Origin of the sequence: Thiomonas sp. X19 (assembly GCF_900089495.1) — a bacterium.
Lineage (GTDB): Bacteria > Pseudomonadota > Gammaproteobacteria > Burkholderiales > Burkholderiaceae_C > Thiomonas_A.
Genome location: NZ_LT605203.1, coordinates 2,893,009 through 2,912,831 on the forward strand (window position 1 = coordinate 2,893,009; position 19,823 = coordinate 2,912,831).

At 66.5% G+C, this 19,823-nt stretch carries 15 protein-coding genes; 7 read left to right on the forward strand and 8 right to left on the reverse strand.

What is annotated here, in order from left to right:
- Positions 1–114 precede the first annotated feature (114 nt).
- The 3 genes from THIX_RS13850 to THIX_RS13860 all read left to right on the forward strand — a co-directional run bounded on the left by THIX_RS13850 (position 115) and on the right by THIX_RS13860 (position 3,238).
- Positions 115–1,020, forward strand: a complete 906-nt coding sequence (locus THIX_RS13850; RefSeq protein ID WP_112486669.1) for a DUF6502 family protein — start codon at positions 115–117, stop codon at positions 1,018–1,020.
- The gene (locus THIX_RS13855; protein WP_233224562.1) at positions 1,007–2,683 is read left to right on the forward strand and encodes a DUF5666 domain-containing protein; all 1,677 of its coding nucleotides are present in this window, start codon (positions 1,007–1,009) and stop codon (positions 2,681–2,683) included. Before THIX_RS13850 ends, THIX_RS13855 begins: the two co-directional genes overlap by 14 nt.
- Positions 2,684–2,830: 147 nt before the next feature.
- A complete protein-coding gene (locus THIX_RS13860) occupies positions 2,831–3,238 on the forward strand; it encodes a hypothetical protein (RefSeq protein WP_112486671.1) in 408 nt (135 codons plus the stop codon).
- Between the two features lie 88 nt (positions 3,239–3,326).
- Here the strand turns inward: THIX_RS13860 and THIX_RS13865 are convergent, their stop codons facing one another.
- Together THIX_RS13865 and purL are read right to left on the reverse strand one after the other, a co-directional pair.
- Complete coding sequence (locus THIX_RS13865; protein WP_233224751.1) at positions 3,327–4,076, reverse strand: DUF1624 domain-containing protein; 750 nt, start codon at positions 4,074–4,076, stop codon at positions 3,327–3,329.
- A gap of 19 nt (positions 4,077–4,095) precedes the next feature.
- On the reverse strand, positions 4,096–8,079 hold the full coding sequence (purL, locus tag THIX_RS13870; protein WP_112486673.1) for a phosphoribosylformylglycinamidine synthase: 3,984 nt from the start codon (positions 8,077–8,079) through the stop codon (positions 4,096–4,098).
- 219 nt (positions 8,080–8,298) lie between these two features.
- On the opposite strand from purL, the gene map reads away from it, so the two are divergent.
- Positions 8,299–9,117, forward strand: coding sequence for a type I methionyl aminopeptidase (map, locus tag THIX_RS13875; RefSeq protein ID WP_112486674.1), 819 nt, complete (start codon positions 8,299–8,301; stop codon positions 9,115–9,117).
- 65 nt (positions 9,118–9,182) lie between these two features.
- Complete coding sequence (locus THIX_RS13880; protein ID WP_371413005.1) at positions 9,183–11,765, forward strand: [protein-PII] uridylyltransferase; 2,583 nt, start codon at positions 9,183–9,185, stop codon at positions 11,763–11,765.
- Positions 11,766–11,789: 24 nt separating this feature from the next.
- On the opposite strand, the gene THIX_RS13885 is transcribed toward THIX_RS13880, so the two are convergent.
- On the reverse strand, positions 11,790–12,128 hold the full coding sequence (locus tag THIX_RS13885; RefSeq protein ID WP_112486675.1) for a chaperone modulator CbpM: 339 nt from the start codon (positions 12,126–12,128) through the stop codon (positions 11,790–11,792).
- Positions 12,129–12,142: 14 nt separating this feature from the next.
- Entirely contained in the window at positions 12,143–13,108 is a 966-nt protein-coding gene (locus tag THIX_RS13890) for a DnaJ C-terminal domain-containing protein (RefSeq protein ID WP_112486676.1), read from the reverse strand.
- A gap of 227 nt (positions 13,109–13,335) precedes the next feature.
- On the opposite strand from THIX_RS13890, the gene THIX_RS13895 reads away from it, so the two are divergent.
- Positions 13,336–13,773: an Hsp20/alpha crystallin family protein gene (locus THIX_RS13895; RefSeq protein WP_112486677.1), complete on the forward strand. Its 438-nt coding sequence runs from the start codon at positions 13,336–13,338 to the stop codon at positions 13,771–13,773.
- Between the two features lie 16 nt (positions 13,774–13,789).
- A complete protein-coding gene (locus THIX_RS13900; RefSeq protein ID WP_112486678.1) occupies positions 13,790–14,179 on the forward strand; it encodes an Hsp20/alpha crystallin family protein in 390 nt (129 codons plus the stop codon).
- Between the two features lie 101 nt (positions 14,180–14,280).
- Here the strand turns inward: THIX_RS13900 and THIX_RS13905 are convergent, their stop codons facing one another.
- The 4 genes from THIX_RS13905 to THIX_RS13920 form a co-directional block, all read right to left on the reverse strand.
- A complete protein-coding gene (locus THIX_RS13905) occupies positions 14,281–14,751 on the reverse strand; it encodes an HAD family hydrolase (protein WP_112486679.1) in 471 nt (156 codons plus the stop codon).
- 66 nt (positions 14,752–14,817) lie between these two features.
- Positions 14,818–16,683, reverse strand: coding sequence for a phosphoenolpyruvate carboxykinase (GTP) (locus THIX_RS13910; RefSeq protein WP_112486680.1), 1,866 nt, complete (start codon positions 16,681–16,683; stop codon positions 14,818–14,820).
- Between the two features lie 147 nt (positions 16,684–16,830).
- The gene (locus THIX_RS13915) at positions 16,831–17,334 is read right to left on the reverse strand and encodes a CZB domain-containing protein (RefSeq protein ID WP_146748558.1); all 504 of its coding nucleotides are present in this window, start codon (positions 17,332–17,334) and stop codon (positions 16,831–16,833) included.
- Positions 17,331–19,640, reverse strand: a complete 2,310-nt coding sequence (locus THIX_RS13920) for a bifunctional diguanylate cyclase/phosphodiesterase (protein WP_112486682.1) — start codon at positions 19,638–19,640, stop codon at positions 17,331–17,333. Before THIX_RS13920 ends, THIX_RS13915 begins: the two co-directional genes overlap by 4 nt.
- Positions 19,641–19,823: the final 183 nt, after the last annotated feature.

The following is a 19,823-nucleotide window of genomic DNA, read 5'->3' on the forward strand; positions in this document are numbered from 1 at the left end:
GCGCCCCGCAAGCGCGGGATGAAACTCCATAATAGCTGGGAAAAAATAACATTCAATAAAAACTTTGCGCTAAACTCGCATCCGCACCCCGGCCCCTGCCGGATCCGAACGACCATGGGACGCCCACCTCGCCTCTTGCCTGCCGCCAAACCGCCCGCGCATCCCCTGCCGCCGGCGGACGACGTGCTGCGCGCCCTGGGGCGCATTCTGGGACCCCTGGCGCGGCTGCTCCTGGCGGGTGGCATGGACTACACGCGGCTGGCGGCCGAGCTCAAACCGCTATTCATCGAACAGGCACGCCAGGAGCTGTTGCGCACCGGGCAGAAGGACACCGACTCGGCCATCAGCCTGCTCAGCGGCGTGCATCGCAAGGATGTGCGCGAGTGGCGCCAGAACGGCTTGAGCGGGCGCATCGCGCAGGAGCTGTCGATCAGCTCGCAGGTATTCGCCCGCTGGGTGCAAGACCCGCTCTACCGCGACCGCAGGAAGCGGCCCAAGCCGCTGCCCCGTCTGGGGGCCGCGCCCTCGTTCGAATCCCTGGCACGCAGCGTCACGCAGGACGTGCATCCTTATACGGTGCTGACCGAACTGCTGCGGCTTGGGCTGGTGCAGGTGCGGACCCTCAAGGGCGTGGAGATGATCGTGCCGCACCGCGATGGCTTCGTGCCGCCGCCGGGCTCGCGCGAACTGCTGGATCTGTTCGGCGCCAACCTGGCCGACCATGCCGCCGCCGCCGTGGGCAACCTGCTCGGCCAGCCCCCGCGCCTGGAGCAGAGCGTGTTCGCCGACGGCATCAGCGCGGAGTCGGCTGCAGCGCTCGGAGAACTCGCGCGCAAACTCTGGGCCCAGGCCCGAAGTGAGATGATTGCCGAAGCCACCCGCCGTTTCGAGGCCGACCAGGGTCGCGACGATGCGACCCGCCGCGTGCGTTTTGGCAGCTATTTTTGGGCTGAGGACGTACTGCCCGTCTCACCAGCATCCGACGACATGGCCCAGGGAGAACATCGTGACGAAACCTAAATCCTTCATGGCCGCGCTGGGCTTGGGCCTGGCTGCCTTGCTCACCCTGCTGCTGGCTTCCTGCGGCGGCGGCAGTACCGTGGCGTCCAGCGGGGGCGGCGTGGGCACCGGGGGCACGGGCATGTCCTTCGGCACGGTCACCGGCTTCGGCAGCGTCGTGGTGGATGGCACGCCTTACAACAGCGCCAGTCCGCAATACTTCGCCGGCAACGATCAGGGTGAAGCGACGCTCACCGCCGCCACGGCCGTGCAGCTTGGCAACCAACTGCGGATCCAGTTGGACGCCCAGGGCACGCCGAGCATGGTGCTGATCGAGCCTGAACTGATGGGGGCGGTGGCCAATCTCTCGTCCACGGGGTTCTCCGTCAACGGCGTTCCCGTCCAGGTCAATACCAATCCAGCGGCAGGTCCGGTGACCTATTACTCCGGCCTGACGGATTACGCCGGGCTGAGCCCAGGCATGCAAGTGGAAGTGCATGGCGCTTATGGCGTGAACTCGAACGGCCAGGGCTACATTCAGGCGACGCTGATCGAGCAGTTGCCCCCCTCCAACCCCGTCACGCGCATCACGGGGGTGATCAGCCATCTGCAAGCCGCCAGCGGCACCTTCCAGATCGGCACCACGACGGTTCAGATCGGCGCGGCCACCAGCGTCGTGCCTTCGGGCCTGAGTCTGGCCAACGGGCAACTGGTCAATGTCTGGAGCAATGTGCCTGTGACGGCCAGTGGCATCACGGCTGGTGTCGTTCGCATTCGCACCCTGCAAGGGGTTTCCGGGCCCGTGCAGGTGGGCGGGCTGGTCTCCATGCTGTCCGGCAGTCGCTTCCAGGTGTCGGGCGTGACGATCGATGCCAGCGCGCCGGCACTCGCATCCACCGTGCAAGGCCTCACGCTCGGTGAGTATGTGGTGGTGCTGGGCCAGGCCGATGCCAGCACCGGCGTGGTGACGGCCAGTTCCATTCGCGCCTATGCAACCCAGCCCGCTCAAGTCGAACTGCGCGGCACCATCACCGGCTATGTGAGCCCGAGCAACTTCCTCGTGCGCGGAGTGCTGGTGGATGCCTCGGCGCCGGGCGTGACCTTCAACGGCGGCAGCGCCGCGTCGCTGGGCAACGGCGTGTTCGTGGACATCCTCGGCCATGTCGGCAGCGGCAATGGCAATGTGGTGACGGCCAGCAGCGTCACCGTGCTCCCTCAAGCACCCGATGGCGGCACGGTGGACTATCAGGGCATGGTCAGCGCCCTCAACACAGCCAACGGCACGTTCACGCTGACGTGGCAGAAAGAAGGGACGACGAGCACCTCGCAGGTCACGCTCGCGCCGAATGTGGTGTTCAGCAACGGGGCAGCGGCGCAACTGATCAACGGTGCCAACGTCGAGATCGAGGCAACCAACACGAGCAGCGGCTTGACGGCGTACAGCGTGTCGTTCCGGGGCGTCGGCAGCGGTGATGGTGGTTCCGGTGGTTCCTCATCGACTCTGGAGACCAAGGGTGTGATCTACAACTTGACCTCGACCAGCTTCCAGGTCAACGCCCTGACCATCCAGATCAATGGCGTCAGTCCCAACAGCGGCACACTGGCCAATGGGGTGACGGTCGAAGTCACGTTCACGCCATCGGGCAGCCAGAATCTGGCGAAGGAAATCAGCATCGACCGTTGAGCGTGCCTGCAGGTCCGGGGCGGTGGCGGCGCCATACCCCCCATGTGCCCCTTACCTTGGCTTACGTCGGGACGCAATTGAATGCACATTCCCACGTACGCTTGCCGCAAAATGCGCAGTTCCCACAACCCAAACCCCGGAAAATCCATGAACAAACTTGCTCTCGCATTCGTCCTCGCCGGCTTTGCCGCCGCTCCCGCCTTCGCGGCGATGAAGGAAAAACCCGTCAAGGTTGAGCTCGCCGCGCAAAACAGTTCCGGTGAAACCGGCTACGCCATGCTCTACCCCCACGGCGCCAAGACCAAGGTCATCGTGCATCTGAAGGGCGCGCCCAAGGGTGTGACCCAGCCCGACCATATCCACAAGGGCACTTGCGCCAACCTCGACCCCAAGCCCGCCTATGTCCTCAAGCCGGTTGTGGGCGGCAAGTCCGTCACCATGGTGAACGCGTCGCTGTCCGATCTGCTCAAGGAGCCGATGGCCATCAACGTGCATGCAAGCCCGACCGATCTGAAAAAGTACGTGGCTTGCGGCGACATCACCGCAGCCAAGTAAACGCCTTTTGGGCACATGAAAACGCCGGCACGAGGCCGGCGTTTTCATGTGCCCAAGCCGCATACAGAGCGCCGACCCGAACAGAACTTCAGATGGATATCGACTTCAGGTGGAAAGCCAACCACACCAGACCGACGAAAACCGGCTGGTGCAGCATGTAGATGGTGAGTGGCCAACGCCCCAGAAAAGCCAGCGGGCGCACGCTGGGCAGAACGGCCAGGGGCTTGAAATCAACCCGCTGCAACAACACCCCCAGGCCTGAGCCGACCCAGAACACGCCGATCCAGGGCAGCAGCGGCACGTAGTCTTCGGTGATGGGCTTTTGCGTGATCAGCCCGGTCCAGTTCCACAGCGGCGGGTTGAACAAGGGATGGCCCCAGAGTTGCGGTGCGGCAATGGCAAGGGGCGCCAGCAGCAGCACCCAGGCGCCGAGGCGGCGGCTGAGCAGGTGGTGCACCAGCAGCATTGCCGCCACGCCTTGCAGGATGCCGAAGTAGATGAAGCTCTGCGGAAACGCCAGATAGCTGCCGACCACCACCAGCAGGCCACAGCCGAAGATCTGCCCCCAGCGCTTCCAGAACGCCGCCTCGCGCCGGCCGCGTGCGTCACCATAGCTTTGCGCCAGGCCCGCGCTGAACAGGAACAGGCTGACGATGCAGATGCGCTGCCACAACCACCAGGGGCTGGTGTAGAAGTCGGCGTGGATGAAGCCGAACCAGTTCAGGTCGAAGCTGAAATGAAAGCTCATCATCCAGACGATGGCCAGGCCGCGCAGGGTGTCGAGCCCGCCCAGACGCACGCGTCGTGGGCCGAAGCTCGGGCTGGTGGCCTGGTTCATCGCAGCCATGGCGAAGGGCTCAGGCACACCATGCCCGGGCATTGCGGAACATGCGCATCCAGGGCGAGGCGTCGCCCCATTCGGGAGGCGCCCAGCTGAACTGCAGGCCGCGAAACACGCGCTCGGGGTGGGGCATGAGTGCGGTGAAGCGGCCGTCGGGCGTGGTCACGCTGGTGAGGCCGCCGGGGCTGCCATTGGGGTTGAAAGGATAGGTGTCCGTCGCCTGACCGGCACCATCGACGAAGCGCAAGACGGCATGCACGCTGGCGGCTTGCCCCTGTTGCGAGAAGTCGGCGTAGCCCTCGCCGTGGGCGACGACGATGGGCATGCGGCTGCCGGCCATGCCGCTGAAGAACAGCGAGGGCGAAGGCAGCACTTCCACCATGGAGAGGCGGGCTTCGTACTGCTCGGATTTGTTGCGGGTGAAGCGCGGCCAGCTGCGCGCGCCCGGAATCATGGGTGCCAGCGCGGCCAGCATCTGGCACCCGTTGCATGCGCCCAGGGCGAAGGTGTCGCTGCGGGCAAAGAAGCGGGCAAAGTCGTCGGCAAGCCGGGGGTTGAACAGGATGGAGCGCGCCCAGCCTTCACCTGCGCCCAGCACGTCGCCGTAGCTGAAACCGCCGCAAGCGACGAAGCCACGGAAATCGGCCAGTTGCGCGCGTCCCTGGATGAGGTCGCTCATGTGCACGTCAAACGCGTCGAAGCCGGCCTGGTGCATGGCCCAGGCCATCTCGCGCTGCGAGTTCACGCCCTGCTCGCGCAGGATGGCGACCTTGGGGCGGGCGCCGGTCGCGATGAAAGGCGCGGCAATGTTCTCGCGCACATCGAACGCCAGCGCCGCGTGCAGCCCAGGGTCGGTGCCGTAGACGGCGGCATGCTCGGCATCGGCACATTCCGGGTTGTCGCGCAGGCGCGCGATGGCGTGCGACACATGGTCCCAATGCAGCAGCAAGGCGGTGCGGGTCTCGCTGTAGATTTTTTGCGTGTCGCGCCAGACCTCGATGGCGTCGTGCTCGGTGACTTGCCCGACCACATGGCCGCAGGCCGAGAGGCCATGTACGCGCAGGACTTGCAGCACGGCGTCGCGGTCGGTGGCGCGCACCTGCAGCACGGCGCCCAGCTCTTCGTTGAACAGTGCGCGCAGGGCCAGGTCGTTGCGGCGCTCGGCCACCTGTCCAGCCCAGTTCTTCGCGTCGCCTTCATCGGGCATAGCCTCGGCCGCGGCAATCAGCAGATCGAGGTTGAGCGCCAGGCCGGCGCGGCCGGCAAACGCCATTTCGCACGCAGCCGCCCACAGGCCACCGTCGCTGCGGTCGTGGTAGGCCAGCACCCTGCCCTGTTCGCGCAAGGTGCAAAGCGCGGCCGTGAGGCGCAGCAGGTCTTGCGCGTCGTCCAGGTCGGGCACGGGCGAGGCGGCCTGTTGCAGCGCCTGCGCCAGAATGCTGCCGCCCATGCGCTGTTTGCCACGGCCCAGGTCGATCAGGATGAGCACGCTGGGACCTGCGTCCAGCCGCAGTTGCGGGGTGAAGGCGCCGCGCACATCGGCCAGCACGGCGAAGGCCGAGACCAGCAGCGAGACCGGCGAGGTCACGCCACGGCTCTCGCCCTCCTGCTGCCAGCGGGTGTGCATGGACAGCGAGTCCTTGCCCACCGGCACGCCGATGCCCAAAGCGGGGCACAGCTCCATCGCCACGGCCTGCACGGTGTCGTAGAGCGCGGCGTCCTGGCCCGGCTGGCCGCAGGCGGCCATCCAGTTGCAGGAGAGTTTGACTTGCGCCAGCGACGCCACGGGCGCGGCCAGCAGATTGGTGATGGCCTCGGCCACGGCCATGCGGCCGGAGGCCGGCGCATCGCTCACCGCCAGCGGGGTGCGTTCGCCCATGGCCATGGCCTCGCCGCGCACGCCGGCGTAATCGGCCAGGGTGATGGCGCAATCGGCAACCGGCACCTGCCAGGGGCCGACCACGGGGTCGCGGTGCGACAGGCCGCCCACGGTGCGGTCGCCGATGGTGATGAGAAAGCGCTTGCTCGCCACGCTGGGGTGGCGCAGCACCTGGGTGCAGGCCCAGCCCAGCGTCACGCCGGTGAGGTTCACGCCGGGCAGGTTCACGGCCTGGCGCTGCACATCGCGCACCATGCGCGGGGGCCTGCCCAGCAGCACCGACAGCGGCATGTCCACCGGCTGCTCGGGCAGCAGCGCGTCGCTCACCTGCAGCTGCGGCTCGGCCAGCGCGCGGCCCACCACGGCGTAGGGGCAGCGCTCGCGCTCGCACAGCGCGGCGAATGCGTCCAGTGCCTCGGGGGCGATGGCCAGCACATAGCGCTCCTGGCTCTCGTTGCACCAGATCTCGCGCGGGCTCATGCCGTGCTCGTCCACCGGCACGTCGCGCAGCTCGAAATGGGCGCCGCGTCCGGCCCCCTCCACCAGTTCGGGGAAGGCGTTCGACAGGCCACCGGCGCCGACGTCGTGAATCGCCAGAATGGGGTTGGCGGCCCCCAGGGCGCGGCAGGCGTCGATCACTTCCTGCGCACGCCGCTGCATCTCGGGGTTGCCACGCTGCACCGAGTCGAAGTCGAGATGCTCGGCATTGGCGCCGGTGGCCAGGCTGGACGCCGCGCCGCCGCCCACGCCGATGCGCATGCCGGGGCCGCCGAGTTGCACCAGCAGCGTGCCGGCATCGAACGGCAGCTTGTGGGTGTGGGCATCGGCCACCTCGCCCAGGCCTCCGGCCAGCATGATGGGCTTGTGGTAGCCCCAGGTGCGCCCGCCGGCGGGCTGCTCGAACACGCGAAACACACCGGCCAGGTTGGGGCGGCCGAACTCGTTGTTGAAGGCGGCCGCGCCGATGGGCCCTTCGATCATGATTTGCAGGGCGCTGGCGATATGCGCGGGGCGGCCGATGTCGTCGCGTTCCCAGGGCTCGGGCTGGCTGGCGTCCAGGCGCAAATTGGACACATGGAATCCGGCCAGGCCTGCCTTCGGCCGGCCGCCGCGCCCGGTGGCGCCCTCGTCGCGAATCTCGCCGCCCGCGCCGGTGGCGGCACCCGGGAAGGGCGAAATGGCGGTGGGATGGTTGTGGGTTTCCACCTTCATCAGCGTGTGCACCAGTGCCGGCTCGGCGGCGTAATGATGCTGCGCCCCTTGCGGCTGCCAGCGCTGCACCTCGCCCCCCTGCATCACCGCGGAATTGTCGGAATACGCCACCACCGTGCCAGCCGGGCTGGTGGCGTGGGTGTGGCGAATCATGCCGAACATCGACAGCGGCTGCGGCTGGCCGTCGACGATGAAGTGGGCGTTGAAAATCTTGTGGCGGCAATGCTCGCTATTGGCCTGCGCGAACATCAGCAGCTCCACGTCGGTGGGGTTGCGCTTGAGCTGCTGGGTGAAGGCCTCGGCCAGATAGTCGATCTCATCGTCCGACAGCGCCAGTCCCTGCGCCACATTGGCGCGCGCCAGCGCCTCGCGCCCCTGCCCCAGCACATCCACCGTCTGCAGCGGCTTGGGCGCGAGGTCGGCGAACAGGCGCTGGGCATCGACGCGCCGCAGCACCACGGTTTCGGTCATGCGGTCGTGCAGCAGGCCGCCGAGCGCCAGCAGGTCGTCATCGCTCAGGCTGGGGGCCTTGCCGAACAGACCCGCCGACTTCAATGCGAAGCGGTATTCCACCGCGCGCTCGATGCGCCGCACCGGCGCGCCGCAGTTGTGGGCGATGTCGGTGGCCTTGCTGGCCCAGGGGGAGATGGTGCCCAGGCGCGGCATCACCAGCAGCGCCGGGCCGTCGGTCGGGCCGTCGTAACTCGGTCCGTAGCGCAGCAGAGCGGCAAGGCGGTCCTGCAAAGCGGCGTCGGGCTGGCTGTCGGTGGCGGCGAAATGCAGCAGGCGCGCATGGATGTTGCTCACCAGGGCAGCCAGGCGAGGTTGCGCCGCTTGCAGGCGCTGCACCAACTCTTGACGGCGGAATGGCGACAGCGCCTGGGCGCCCTCGAAGGTGGAAATATGCATGGAAGGCGCGTGCGGGAAGGACAAGCTCGAAGAGAATGCCGGTGGAAGGGAATGGCAGCAAGGACGCCGACCCCTGGCGCCGCGACTTGGAGCGGGGCGATGCGCGCCGGGGCAGGCGGGGCCTGCGCGCTGCGCATTTTAGGGGGCCGCCCCGCTGCGAACGCGGCTACCGGCTCCAGGCCTGCCGGGCCGCATGAGCGGTGAGATAATTCGCCCACCATGAGTATTTCGATCAAAACCCCTGACGATATCGCCAAGATGCGGGTGGCTGGCCGGCTCGGCTCCGAGGTGCTGGACTACCTCGCGCCGCATGTGAAGCCCGGCATCACCACGCGCAAGCTCGACCGTCTGGCGCACGATTACATCGTCAATGTGCAGCAGGCCATTCCCGCCCCGCTGAACTACGCCCCCCCCGGCTACACCCCCTACCCGGCGTCCATCTGCACCTCGGTGAACCATGTGGTCTGCCACGGCATTCCGGGCGACAAGGTGTTGAAGGACGGCGACGTCATCAACATCGACGTCACCGTCATCAAGGACGGTTTTCACGGCGACACCAGCCGCATGTTTCTCGTCGGCAAGGTGCCCGGCCATGTGCAGCGCCTGTGCCAGATCACGTATGAAGCCATGTGGCACGGCATCGTGCGGGTGCGGCCCGGCATGCGCCTGGGCGACATCGGCCACGCCATCCAGGCTTTTGCCGAGGGCGCCGGCTACAGCGTGGTGCGCGAGTTCTGCGGCCATGGCATTGGCCGCATGTTCCACGAAGACCCGCAGGTGCTGCATTACGGCCGCCCAGGCACCTTGGAAGAACTGCGCGCCGGCATGATTTTCACCATCGAGCCGATGATCAACGCCGGGCGGCGCGACATTCGCGAAATGTCCGACGGCTGGACCATCGTCACCAAGGACCGCTCGCTGTCGGCGCAATGGGAGCACACCGTGCTGGTCACGGACAGCAGCTATGAAGTGCTCACGGTCTCGGCCGGCACGCCTGCCCCGCCCGAGTTCGTGCGCGAGTTCGCCAACGCCGCCTGAAGCATCCGGTGTCATTCCCGCCCACCAGCCTGACCTCCGAATCTGCGGTCGTCGTCCCCGAGCCGATCTCCACCGTCGACATGCGCCGCGCCTGGCGCGATGCACGGCAGGCTCTGCTGGCCGACTTCACCGTCCACCCACAGCGCGTCAGCGGCCTGGTGCAAGGCTTGTCGCGCGCGGCGGACCAGTCGCTGCGAACCCTGTGGGCCGAAGCTGGGATGCCGGCCGACACCGCCCTGCTCGCCGTGGGCGGTTTCGGTCGCGGCGAATTGTTTCCCTATTCCGACGTGGATGTGCTCATCCTGCTGCCGGATGCCACCGGGCAAGCCACCCAGCAGGCCGCCGAGCGCTTCGTCGCCTCCTGCTGGGACGCCGGCATCGAAATCGGCCCCAGCGTGCGCACGGTGCAGGCCTGCATCGAAGAGGCCGCGCAGGACGTGACGGTGCAAACCACGCTGCTCGAAGCACGCGCCCTGGTTGGCGACGCCGCGCTGGTGCGCCGCTTCCGCAAGGCCTTCAAGGCGCACCTCGACCCACGCGCCTTCTTCCAGGCGAAGATGCTGGAAATGCGCCAACGCCACGCCAAGTTCGAGAACACGCCCTACGCGCTGGAACCCAACTGCAAGGAAAGCCCCGGCGGCCTGCGCGATCTGCAAATGCTGCTGTGGGTGGCACGCGCTGCCCGCCTGGGCGGAAGCTGGCAGCAATTGCGCAAAAGCGGCGTGCTGAGCAGCTACGAGGCCCACAAGATCCAGGCCAACGAGCGCACCCTCAAGCGCATCCGCGCGCATCTGCACCTGGTTGCCGGGCGGCGCGAAGACCGTCTGGTGTTCGACCTGCAAACCGCCGTTGCCAGCTCGCTCGGCTTGAAGCCCGATCCGACCAAGCGCGCCGGCGAAGGCTTGATGCAGCATTACTACTGGGCCGCCAAGGCGGTGGAGCAGCTCAACCAGATCGTGCTGCTGACCATCGAAGGCCGGCTCTGGCCGGAACTGGCGGCGCAGCCGGGCGTACCCATCACCCAGATCGAGGACATCGAAGACGGCCGTTTCCTCGACAAGGATGGCCGTCTGGAGCCGGCCGACCGATCGCTCTACGAGCGCGACCCGCCTGCCATCCTCGAAACCTTCGTGGTGTTCACCCAGGCGCCCGGCATACGCAGCCTCACCGCGCCCACCCTGCGCGCGCTCTACCACGCCCGCGAGCGCATGGACGCCGCGTTCTGCCGCAGTCCACGTAGCCACGCGCTGTTCCTGCGCATCATCCAGTCGCCACAGGGCGTGACGCACGCGCTGCGCCTGATGAACCGCACCAGCGTGCTCGGGCGCTATCTGCGCGTGTTCCGGCGCATCGTCGGGCAGATGCAGCACGACCTGTTCCACGTCTACACCGTGGATCAGCACATCCTCATGGTGGTGCGCAATGTGCGGCGCTTTTTCATCCTCGAACACGCGCACGAATATCTGTTTTGCTCCCAACTCGCCGCCAGCATGGAAAAACCCTGGCGCCTGGTGCTCGCCGCGCTGTTCCACGACATCGCCAAGGGCCGCGGTGGCGATCACTCCACCCTCGGTACGACCGAGGTGCGGCGCTTCGGCAAAGCCCATGGGCTGAGCACGGAGGACACCGAATTCGTCGCCTTCCTGGTCGAGCATCACCTCACCATGTCGCGCGTGGCGCAAAAGGAAGACCTGAGCGACCCCGAGGTCGTCACCCGCTTCGCCCAGGGCGTGGGCGACGAGCCTCACCTCACGGCGCTCTACCTGCTGACCGTGGCCGATATTCGCGGCACCAGCCCCAAGGTGTGGAACGGCTGGAAAGCCAAGCTGCTGGAAGACCTCTACCGCGCCACCCTGCGCGTGCTCGGCGGCCAGGCGCCCAACCCGCAGGCCGAATTGCAACAGCGCCAGCAGGAAGCACGCCGCCTGCTCAACCTCTACGGCATCGACGAGCACGGCGCCAAGGCGCTGTGGGACACGCTGGATTCCAGCTATTTCCTGCGCCACGAACCCGCCGATGTCGCCTGGCACACCCGCCAGCTCATGCGCCGCGTGCAAAGCGCCGACCCCGTGGTCAGCTCCCGCCTGGCGCCCTTCGGCGAGGGTCTGCAGGTGCTGGTGTACTGTCCTGACCAGCCGGATTTGTTCGCGCGCATTTGCGGCTTTTTCGACAGCCACAATTTCAGCATTCTCGACGCCAAGATCCACACCACGCGCAGCAACTGGGCGCTGGACAGCTTCATCGTGGTCGAGCCGCATCTGTCCGAGCATTACCGCGAACTCATTTCCATGGTCGAAGTGGAACTGGCCCGCACCCTCGCCGCACGTGGCTCCCTGCCCGAGCCGGTGCGTGGCCGCGTCTCGCGCCGCGTGCGCCATTTCCCGGTGCAACCCCGGGTGGAACTGCGGCCCGACGAGCGCGGCCAGCGCTGGATCCTCAGTGTGCGCGCCAGCGACCGCACCGGCCTGCTCTTCGCCATCGCCCGGGTGCTGGCAGCGCGCGGCATCAGCGTGCAGCTCGCCAAGATCATGACCCTGGGCGAGCGCGTCGAAGACACCTTTCTGCTGCAAGCCCAGGAGCAGAATCTGGGCAACGAAAAATCCCAGATCGCGCTGGAAAACGAGCTGCTCGAAGCGCTGGCGAACTGAGCGGGGCTGAAACTCCCGCAGCCGTCAGTCGGCCACCCCGGCGCGTGCCAGCCGGGCGCGCAGTTCGTCGAGCTGCTGCATCAACTCCAGCGCCAGAGCGGCGCCTTCCAGGTTCACCCCCAGGTCCTGTTGCAGATGCTGCACCTTGCGCGCAGTGAACAGGGCCTGCCCCGAAAATCGCCAATCTCCCGGCTTGCCCGGTTTGCCGGGTTTGTGCGCCGCGCCTGGCAACGGCTCCAGGATGCCCACTTGCACCAGTTCCATCACCCAGGTTTCCGGTTGGGCGCAGGCACGGGTGAGGTCGCGCAATTCGAGCAACACACCTTCATCCATGGTCGTGCAGGCCAAAGCATGGGTTTGCATGGTTCAAACTCCCGTCAAACGCCCAGATGCAGGCGCGGGTTGAAACGCAACTCGGTGGCCAGGCGCTTGTAGGCCTCGACCGCTTTCGGGCTGTCCGCCGGCGGCAGCACCACCTTGAGTTCGATGTACAGATCGCCCGGCTCGGCGGCTGGCAAACCCCGCCCCTTGAGACGCAACTTGCGCCCGCTTTGCGAACCTGCGGGAATGTTCACGTCCACCTTGCCGGCGGGCGTGGGGGCGGTCACCTCGCCGCCCAGCGCCGCTTCCCAGGGTGCCACCGGCAGGGTGAGATACAGGTCCTTGTCGACCACGCGGTACCAGGAATGCGGCTTGAAGTGGATTTCGAGATACAGGTCGCCGCTGCGCCCATCCGGCCCCGGTGCGCCCTGGCCGGCAAGGCGCAGGCGCTGGCCCTCGCGCACGCCGCGCGGAATCTTCACGTTCAGGCTGCGCTCCTGCATCACGACATGGCCCGCGGCGTCCACCTGCGGGCTTTGCAGGGTGATGCTGCGCTCGACGCCGTGGTAAGCGTCGTCCAGGTCGATGGCGATGCGCGCGTGGTGATCGGCCGGCCGCGCGGAACGCGCTGCATACGCTTGAGATGAACTGCGACCGCGTTCGGCACCGCCAAACAGTGACTCGAAAAAGTCGCTGAAGGCAGCCGCCTCCTCGGCGCTCATGCCTTGCCCGCCCTGCGGCGCGGCGCCCGAGTACTCGAAGCCGCTGCCCCAGTCGGGCGGCGGCTGAAAGTCCTGGCCGGCCTGATAACTGGCGCCGAGACGGTCGTAGGCGGCGCGCTTCTCCGGGTCTTTCAACACCTCGTAAGCCTCGCCCAGTTCCTTGAAGCGCTCCTCCGCCTTCGGCTCCTTGCTCACGTCCGGATGGAATTTGCGCGCCAGCTTGCGGTAGGCGCGCTTGATCTCGTCGTCGCCGGCGCCGCGGTCGACGCCCAGAGTTTGGTAGTAGTCCTTGAATTTCATGCGGGTGCTCGCAAATACCAGTTCAACAGCAAATCGGTTCGACCGTGCCGGGTTTCAAGTCCTATTGTGGGACGACTTGGTGACTGGAGCGACTGATCCGCATCAAACCGCGGCCAACATCGCCTCCGAGATCCAGCTCGTAGCGGTCGGCCGTGAGCCGATTCATCGTCATCGTTGGAGTCGGGCTATGTGCCCGACCTGCCTTTCTTGAACAAGGAGCACGCATCATGGTTGCCACATTATTTCGGACCCCGGCGAGCCTGTTCGCCGATCTCGATCACCTTCAGCGCGAGATGGAGCGCAGCTTCGGCCTGCCCACCAGCATCCGCGCTGCGGGCGGCTCGGCCTTTCCGGCCATCAATATCGGATCCACGGCCGACGCGGTTGAAGTCTATGCCTTCGCCCCCGGACTGGATACCAGCAAGCTGGACGTGATGGTCGACAACAACCTGCTGACCCTGGTCGGCGAGCGCAAACTGGCCGAGCCGCCCAAGGGTGGATCGGTCTACGCCGAGGAGCGCTTCGACGGCGCCTTCCGCCGCGTCATCAGCCTGCCCGACGACGTCGACCCGGCGCAGGTGGAGGCCCGCTACACCGACGGCGTGCTGCGCGTGCGCATCGCCCGCAAGGCCGCCGTGCAGCCCCGCCGCATCGCCATCAACTGATCTGGAGGACACCATCATGAGCACCGAAGTCGTACAACGCGAAACCCAAAACGTTCCAACCGCCGCACGTCAGGCCCAGCCACTGTCGCCGCGCGTGGACATCGTCGAGGATGCGGATGGCATCACCTTGTACGCCGACATGCCCGGTGTGCCGCGCGACGCCTTGCACGTGCAGGTCGAGGGCGACACCCTGACACTGCGCGGCGACATCGCCATCGCGCTGCCCCAGGGCATGGACCCGTATTACGCCGAGCTGCGCAGCAGCACCTGGGAGCGCAGTTTCACGCTGTCGCGCGAACTCGACGCCAGCGGCATTGCCGCCAAGCTGAAGGACGGCGTGCTGGACCTGCGCATCCCCAAGGCCGAGCATGCCAAGCCGCGCAAGGTCGACGTGCAGTTGGTCTGAGGCAGTTGGTCTGAGAAGCGCGGCACGCCGGGCCCAGGGCGGCGACGACCGTGGGCCTGGCGCAAGCTCGCGCGCGACCAGGACGCGTGCGAGCTTGCATGTCATGCCCGCAAGGACGCCACCAGACGCTGCGGGCGCAGCAGCAACTCCAGCGCGTCGTCGATCGAGCGCGTCAGCACATCGGCCGCCGCCAGGGTCGCCGCAGCGCACCCCTCCTCGCCCAGCACGGCAATGCCCAGCGCGGCGGCTTGCAGCATGCGCGCATCGTTGCGGCCGTTGCCGATCGCCACCACGCCGGCAGCGCCCAGCGCCAGCACGTAGTCGCGCTTGATGCGCGCCTGATCGGTGGGCGGCAACACATGCAGCCTGCAATCCAAGCCGTCCAGTTGCGCGGCCGCCGTGCCGTTGGTGTCGCCGGTGATGACATGCACCGTCAGGTCATTGGCCAGCCATGCCAGGCGCTCGGCCACGCCGGGCAGGAGCAGGCCATCGCTGGCCAGGGTGCCGTTGAAGTCCAGCACCAACTGGTCCAGGTGCAGGGTGCCGAAGTCGAGAATCTCAAAGCTGAGCATCGCATCGCCTCATGGGAAACAGGGGCAGTGTAGGGGTGCGCTGTTTTCCACTGAGGTCTGGATGCCCTAGCCAGCCAGCCCCGCCTCCATCGCCTGCCGGGCGTTTTTCAGCGACGCCGGCAGACGTGCGGCCAGGAGCTTGAACAACTCGTCATGCAGTTTCAACTCAGCCTGCCAGGAAGCGGGGTCGGCGCAGGTGATGCTGGCGTAGCGCTCGCGGCTGAAATCCAGGCCGCCCCAGTCGAGGTCGTCATACCGTGGGCTGATGCCGAACAGGTGGTTCTCGCCGGCGGCCTTGCCCTCGATGCGCTCGATCATCCACTTCAGCACGCGGGCGTTTTCGCCGTAGCCCGGCCAGACGAACTGGCCATCGGCGCCCTTGCGGAACCAGTTGACGCAGAAGATTCTGGGCAGCGTCGCGCCCTGCGAAGCAAGCCGGGATTCCATGTCCAGCCAGTGCTGGAAATAGTCGCCCATGTTGTAACCGCAGAACGGCAGCATGGCAAAGGGGTCGCGGCGCACCACGCCCTGCTGGCCGACCGCCGCGGCGGTGGTTTCGGAGCCGAGCGTGGCACCCATATAGATGCCTTCCATCCAGTTGCGCGCCTCGGTGACGAGGGGCACGGTGGTGGAGCGGCGGCCGCCGAAAATGAAGGCGTCGATCGGCACGCCGGAGGCGTCGTCCCAGGCCGGGTCGAGCGCCGGGTTGTTGGTCGCCGCGACAGTGAAGCGGGAGTTCGGATGGGCGGCTTTGGCGCCGGTTTCTTGTGCGATGGCTGGCGTCCAGTCGCGCCCTTGCCAGTCGATCGCATGTTGCGGCGCCGGGCCCATGCCCTCCCACCAGACATCGCCATCGTCGGTGAGGGCGACGTTGGTGAAAATCACGTCGTGCTCCAGGCTGCGCATGCAGTTGGGGTTGGTCTCGAAGTTGGTCCCAGGAGCCACGCCGAAGTAGCCGGCTTCGGGGTTGATGGCGTAGAGCCGGCCATCGCTGCCGGGTTTGATCCAGGCGATGTCGTCGCCGATGGTCGTGACCGTCCAGCCGCCCATGGCGGCGGGTGGGATGAGCATGGCGAAATTGGTCTTGCCGCAGGCGCTGGGGAATGCGGCGGCGACGTGGTATTTGCGCCTGGCCGGCGTGGTCACGCCGAGGATGAGCATGTGCTCGGCCAGCCAACCCTGGTCGCGCCCCATGGTGGAGGCAATGCGCAGGGCGAGGCATTTCTTGCCCAGCAGCGCGTTGCCGCCGTAGCCCGAACCGTAAGACCAGATCTCCTGCGTTTCGGGGTAGTGGACGATGTACTTCTTCTCCGCATTGCAGGGCCAGGGCACGTCACGCTGCCCCGGCTGCAGCGGCGCGCCCACGCTGTGCACGCAGGGCACGAAGCGGCCATCGGTGCCGAGCAGATCGACCACGGGGCGGCCCATGCGGGTCATCAGCTTCATGTTGACGGCGACATAGGCCGAGTCCGACAGCTCGACGCCGAGATGCGAAATGGGCGAGCCCAGCGGCCCCATGCTGAACGGGATGACGTAGAGCGTGCGGCCCTGCATGCAGCCCTTGAACAGGGCGCGCTCGCCGGTCTGCAGCAGCGCGCGCATCTCGGCCGGGGCCATCCAGTTATTGGTCGGGCCGGCGTCGTCCTGGTTGCGGCTGCAGATGAAGGTGCGGTCTTCCACCCGCGCCACATCGGAGGGGTCCGAGCAGGCCAAAAAGCTGTTGGGGCGTCTGGCGGGGTTCAGCTTCTTGAAGGTGCCGGCGTCAACCAGTTGCTGGCAAAGCTGGTTGTATTCGGCGTCACTGCCGTCGCACCAGTGAATGGCCTTGGCAGCGGTGAGCGCGGCGATCTGCCCGACCCATTCGATCAGGCGGGTGTTTTTGACATAGGCGGGGGCGTAAGCCCGGGCTTCAGCCGAAGCAATTGGGTTCATCTGCGTCTCCGTAGGAGAGGAATACCGTGTTGCACCCGGCGTCCGTATCCCTGTGTTTCTGTCGCTGTTATGTGCCGCCGGGTTTTCAATCCTAGTCCACCTGGAAGTCACTGAACATGCACGGTAGAGGCCAGGCCCAGGTCGGATTTATTGCGGTGAAAGACCACCGGCCATCGATGGCTCGCCGCGCACAATCCTTTCCACCTCGTCGACCAATGCGTCGTTGACCACCTGGGCTTCGCGCACCAAGCTCAAGGCTTCAGCGTGATCGCCGGCATCGGCTGCGACCTTCGCGCGCCGCGCCAGGGCGTGAATTTGCGCGTGGCGGCGGTGGAAATCGGCATAGCGGGGGTCGTTGCCATAGAAGAACTGTCCGGCACCATGCAACCATTGCCCGAGGTGACAGAAGCGTTCGGCATCGGCCTCCATCACCCGCTGCGGGAACGGCATGCTGCCCTCGGCCGCGGCATAAAGCCGGGTGAAGCGCTGCCGCTGAATTTTGGGCAGATTGGGCGAGGCATGCACCGAAAGCCGGGGCAATATCGGCGGCCTCCACGCCTGGATCCACGCGGACAGTTCCTCCGCGGGCATGGGCCGGGCAATGCCGTACCCCTGTGCGTAGGAGCAACCCAGCGAGGCCAACAGGTTCAAGGTGTCGAGATCTTCCACACTTCGGCCACGGTGAACAGCCCCATCAAGGTGGCTATGTGCAGCAAGCCGGCGACGATGGCGTAGTCGCGCGGATCGTCGATCATGTCGCGCACGAACGCCTGGTCGATCTTGATGGCGTGCGTCGGCAAGCGCTGCAGGTAGCGTAGTGTGGTTTCACCTTGGCCGAAGTCGTCGAGCGCAACACGCACGCCGGCGGCGACGCTCGCCCGCATCACCTGCGCCGCCAGGTCCAGGTCGCGTAGCGCGCCTGATTCGGTGAGTTCGATCTCGATCTGTCCCGGCCGCACCCCGGGGTGCCCGGCGAGCGCTTCGCGCAGATCATCCAGCCAGGCGGAGTCGAGGAAGTGCAGTGTGCTGATGTTCACCATCACGCGCAAATCCAGCCCCTGCGCGTTCCAGAATTGGGCCTGGCCCAGTGCCTGCTGCAACACCCAGCGCCCCACCGGCCGGGCGAGATGCGGCGCGTCCAGCGCACTGATAAAGGATTGTGCCGCCAGCACGCCATGCTCTGGGTGGCGGATACGCAGCAGCGCCTCCACGCCGATCACTCGGCCAACTTCGCGACCGCTGATGCCCACCACAGGCTGATAGTGCAGGCACAGCCAATGCTCGGTCAGCGCCTGGCGCAGCAGGTCGAAGGCGCTTTGCTGGGCGTGGACTGCCTCTTCCATCCGGGGCGCGAAGCGCTGCACCAGATTCTTGCCGCTCAGCTTGGCTGCGTACATGGCTTGATCGGCGTGGCGCAACAGGGCTTCGGGCTCGGTGCCATCCTCCGGGTAAAGCGCCAGGCCCAGGCTGGCGGTCACTTGCACGGCGTCTTGCGGGTTGAGTTCCACCAGCGTGCGGGCACAGTCCACCAGGCGCTGGCAAGCCTGCATGGCGTCGCGTCCCTGGGTGAGGCCCTGCAGCAGGATCGCGAACTCGTCGCCACCCAGACGCACGATCACATCGCCTTCACGCAACGCCTGCTGCAGCCTGCGTGACAAGACTTTGAGGAATTTGTCTCCCTCGGTGTGTCCGCGGGTGTCGTTGACGCGTTTGAAGTCGTCCATATCCAGAATGGCGACGGCGAAGCGCAGCGCCTCTTCCCTTTCCCCGGCGTCGCACAGCCTGCCCAGTTGGGCCATCAGGTACCGGCGGTTGGGCAGGGCGGTGAGATAGTCCTTGTCGGCAAGTTGACGCAACTGCCCGTTGTATGAAAGCAGCGCCTCATGGCGGGCGTTGATGGCTCGGGCCTCCGTGCGCATGCGTTGCTGCAACAGCACATAGGCCAGGGTCAGCGTGGCCAGGATCAACAGGGCAGCGGCCGCCGTGGGGGCCAAGCTCCGCCAGTAATCCGACCACAACACGGAGGCCGGCAGTGACACCGAGACCGCCAGATCCGGGGCACCTGGCCCCAGACGCGTCCAGTAGCCCCGGCGCTCCTGGTTGATGGAGTGCACCACCCCATGAAAGGCTGTTCCCGACAAGCCCTCGTTCGCCTGCAGCGAACGCACCAGGATGCCGGTTTGCGGACGGGTGTAATAGACGGTGAACTGCGCCGCAGGAACGTCAGGCCAGCGCGCCAGCACATAGCCATCCTGCCGCACCAGGATGAAAGCCTCGGACTGACGCAGGCGGTTTGAACCCATTTGCCGGGACATCAAACCGCCCCAGAATCGGTTGAAGGCCTCGCGGTCGATTCCGACACCGATCCAGAACGCGGGTGTCTGGCCCTTGGCCGGATAGAAATGGACTTGCGGCAAGATCCACATGCCCAAGGCCGGCACTCGCACCAGCGGCCCCACCACCGGACGGCCCAGGCTGCGCGCCTGCAACAGGCCGGCCCAGATTTGCGGAGTGTTGCGCAACTCGAATGCCGGGCCCAGCGCCGCCGTGGCGCCAAGGATCACGCCCTGCGCATCGACCACGCGCAGGATGGCCGTGCCCGCCATGCCGGTCCTCGCCTGCATGAGCCGGTGCTCGAGTTCCGCCGGGTTGGCCAACAACTGCGGATTGCGCCGCAAACTCGCTGCCAGAGCGTCCGCCAGCACCGTGTATTGGCCCAGCCGGCCCTGCGTGGCACTGGCCAGAAGTTGGGCATTGGAAGCCAGCCGGGTGTTCAGGCTGCGCTGCTGCGCCTGCCAGTGCAGTATGGCGTAAACGCCGAACAACACCAGGGTCAGCATCATGCAGATTGCATAACCCAGGGCGAACAAGCTGCGCACACGCAGCAAATCGGTCCGCTCGGTTTGAGAGCCGTCGGGATCGATGGCTTGGGCCAGGACGGGCGGAAGGGTTTCCAAGTTGGGGGCCGATTCGGTTCGTGGCTGTCTTGTGTCCGAGACTTTGGCGGGACGTGCAATGTCCCGTGCGGCCTCGTGCGGCAGTCTAGGTGCGCCACAAGGTCCACGATAGAGTGCAAACGCCACTGAGGCGCCATCCGTGAAAAATATCACGCATTCCCCGAAAAATTCACAGTGCTGGGG

Bases quoted from the DNA above. Each gene is read 5' to 3' on its own strand.
- THIX_RS13910 (WP_112486680.1), bottom strand. From the start codon at position 16,683: ATGAACCCAATTGCTTCGGCTGAAGCCCGGGCTTACGCCCCCGCCTAT.
- THIX_RS13900 (WP_112486678.1), top strand. From the start codon at position 13,790: ATGAGCACCGAAGTCGTACAACGCGAAACCCAAAACGTTCCAACCGCC.
- THIX_RS13860 (WP_112486671.1), top strand. From the start codon at position 2,831: ATGAACAAACTTGCTCTCGCATTCGTCCTCGCCGGCTTTGCCGCCGCT.
- THIX_RS13885 (WP_112486675.1), bottom strand. From the start codon at position 12,128: ATGCAAACCCATGCTTTGGCCTGCACGACCATGGATGAAGGTGTGTTG.
- THIX_RS13895 (WP_112486677.1), top strand. From the start codon at position 13,336: ATGGTTGCCACATTATTTCGGACCCCGGCGAGCCTGTTCGCCGATCTC.
- purL (WP_112486673.1), bottom strand. From the start codon at position 8,079: ATGCATATTTCCACCTTCGAGGGCGCCCAGGCGCTGTCGCCATTCCGC.
- THIX_RS13850 (WP_112486669.1), top strand. From the start codon at position 115: ATGGGACGCCCACCTCGCCTCTTGCCTGCCGCCAAACCGCCCGCGCAT.
- THIX_RS13905 (WP_112486679.1), bottom strand. From the start codon at position 14,751: ATGCTCAGCTTTGAGATTCTCGACTTCGGCACCCTGCACCTGGACCAG.
- THIX_RS13890 (WP_112486676.1), bottom strand. From the start codon at position 13,108: ATGAAATTCAAGGACTACTACCAAACTCTGGGCGTCGACCGCGGCGCC.
- map (WP_112486674.1), top strand. From the start codon at position 8,299: ATGAGTATTTCGATCAAAACCCCTGACGATATCGCCAAGATGCGGGTG.
- THIX_RS13865 (WP_233224751.1), bottom strand. From the start codon at position 4,076: ATGAACCAGGCCACCAGCCCGAGCTTCGGCCCACGACGCGTGCGTCTG.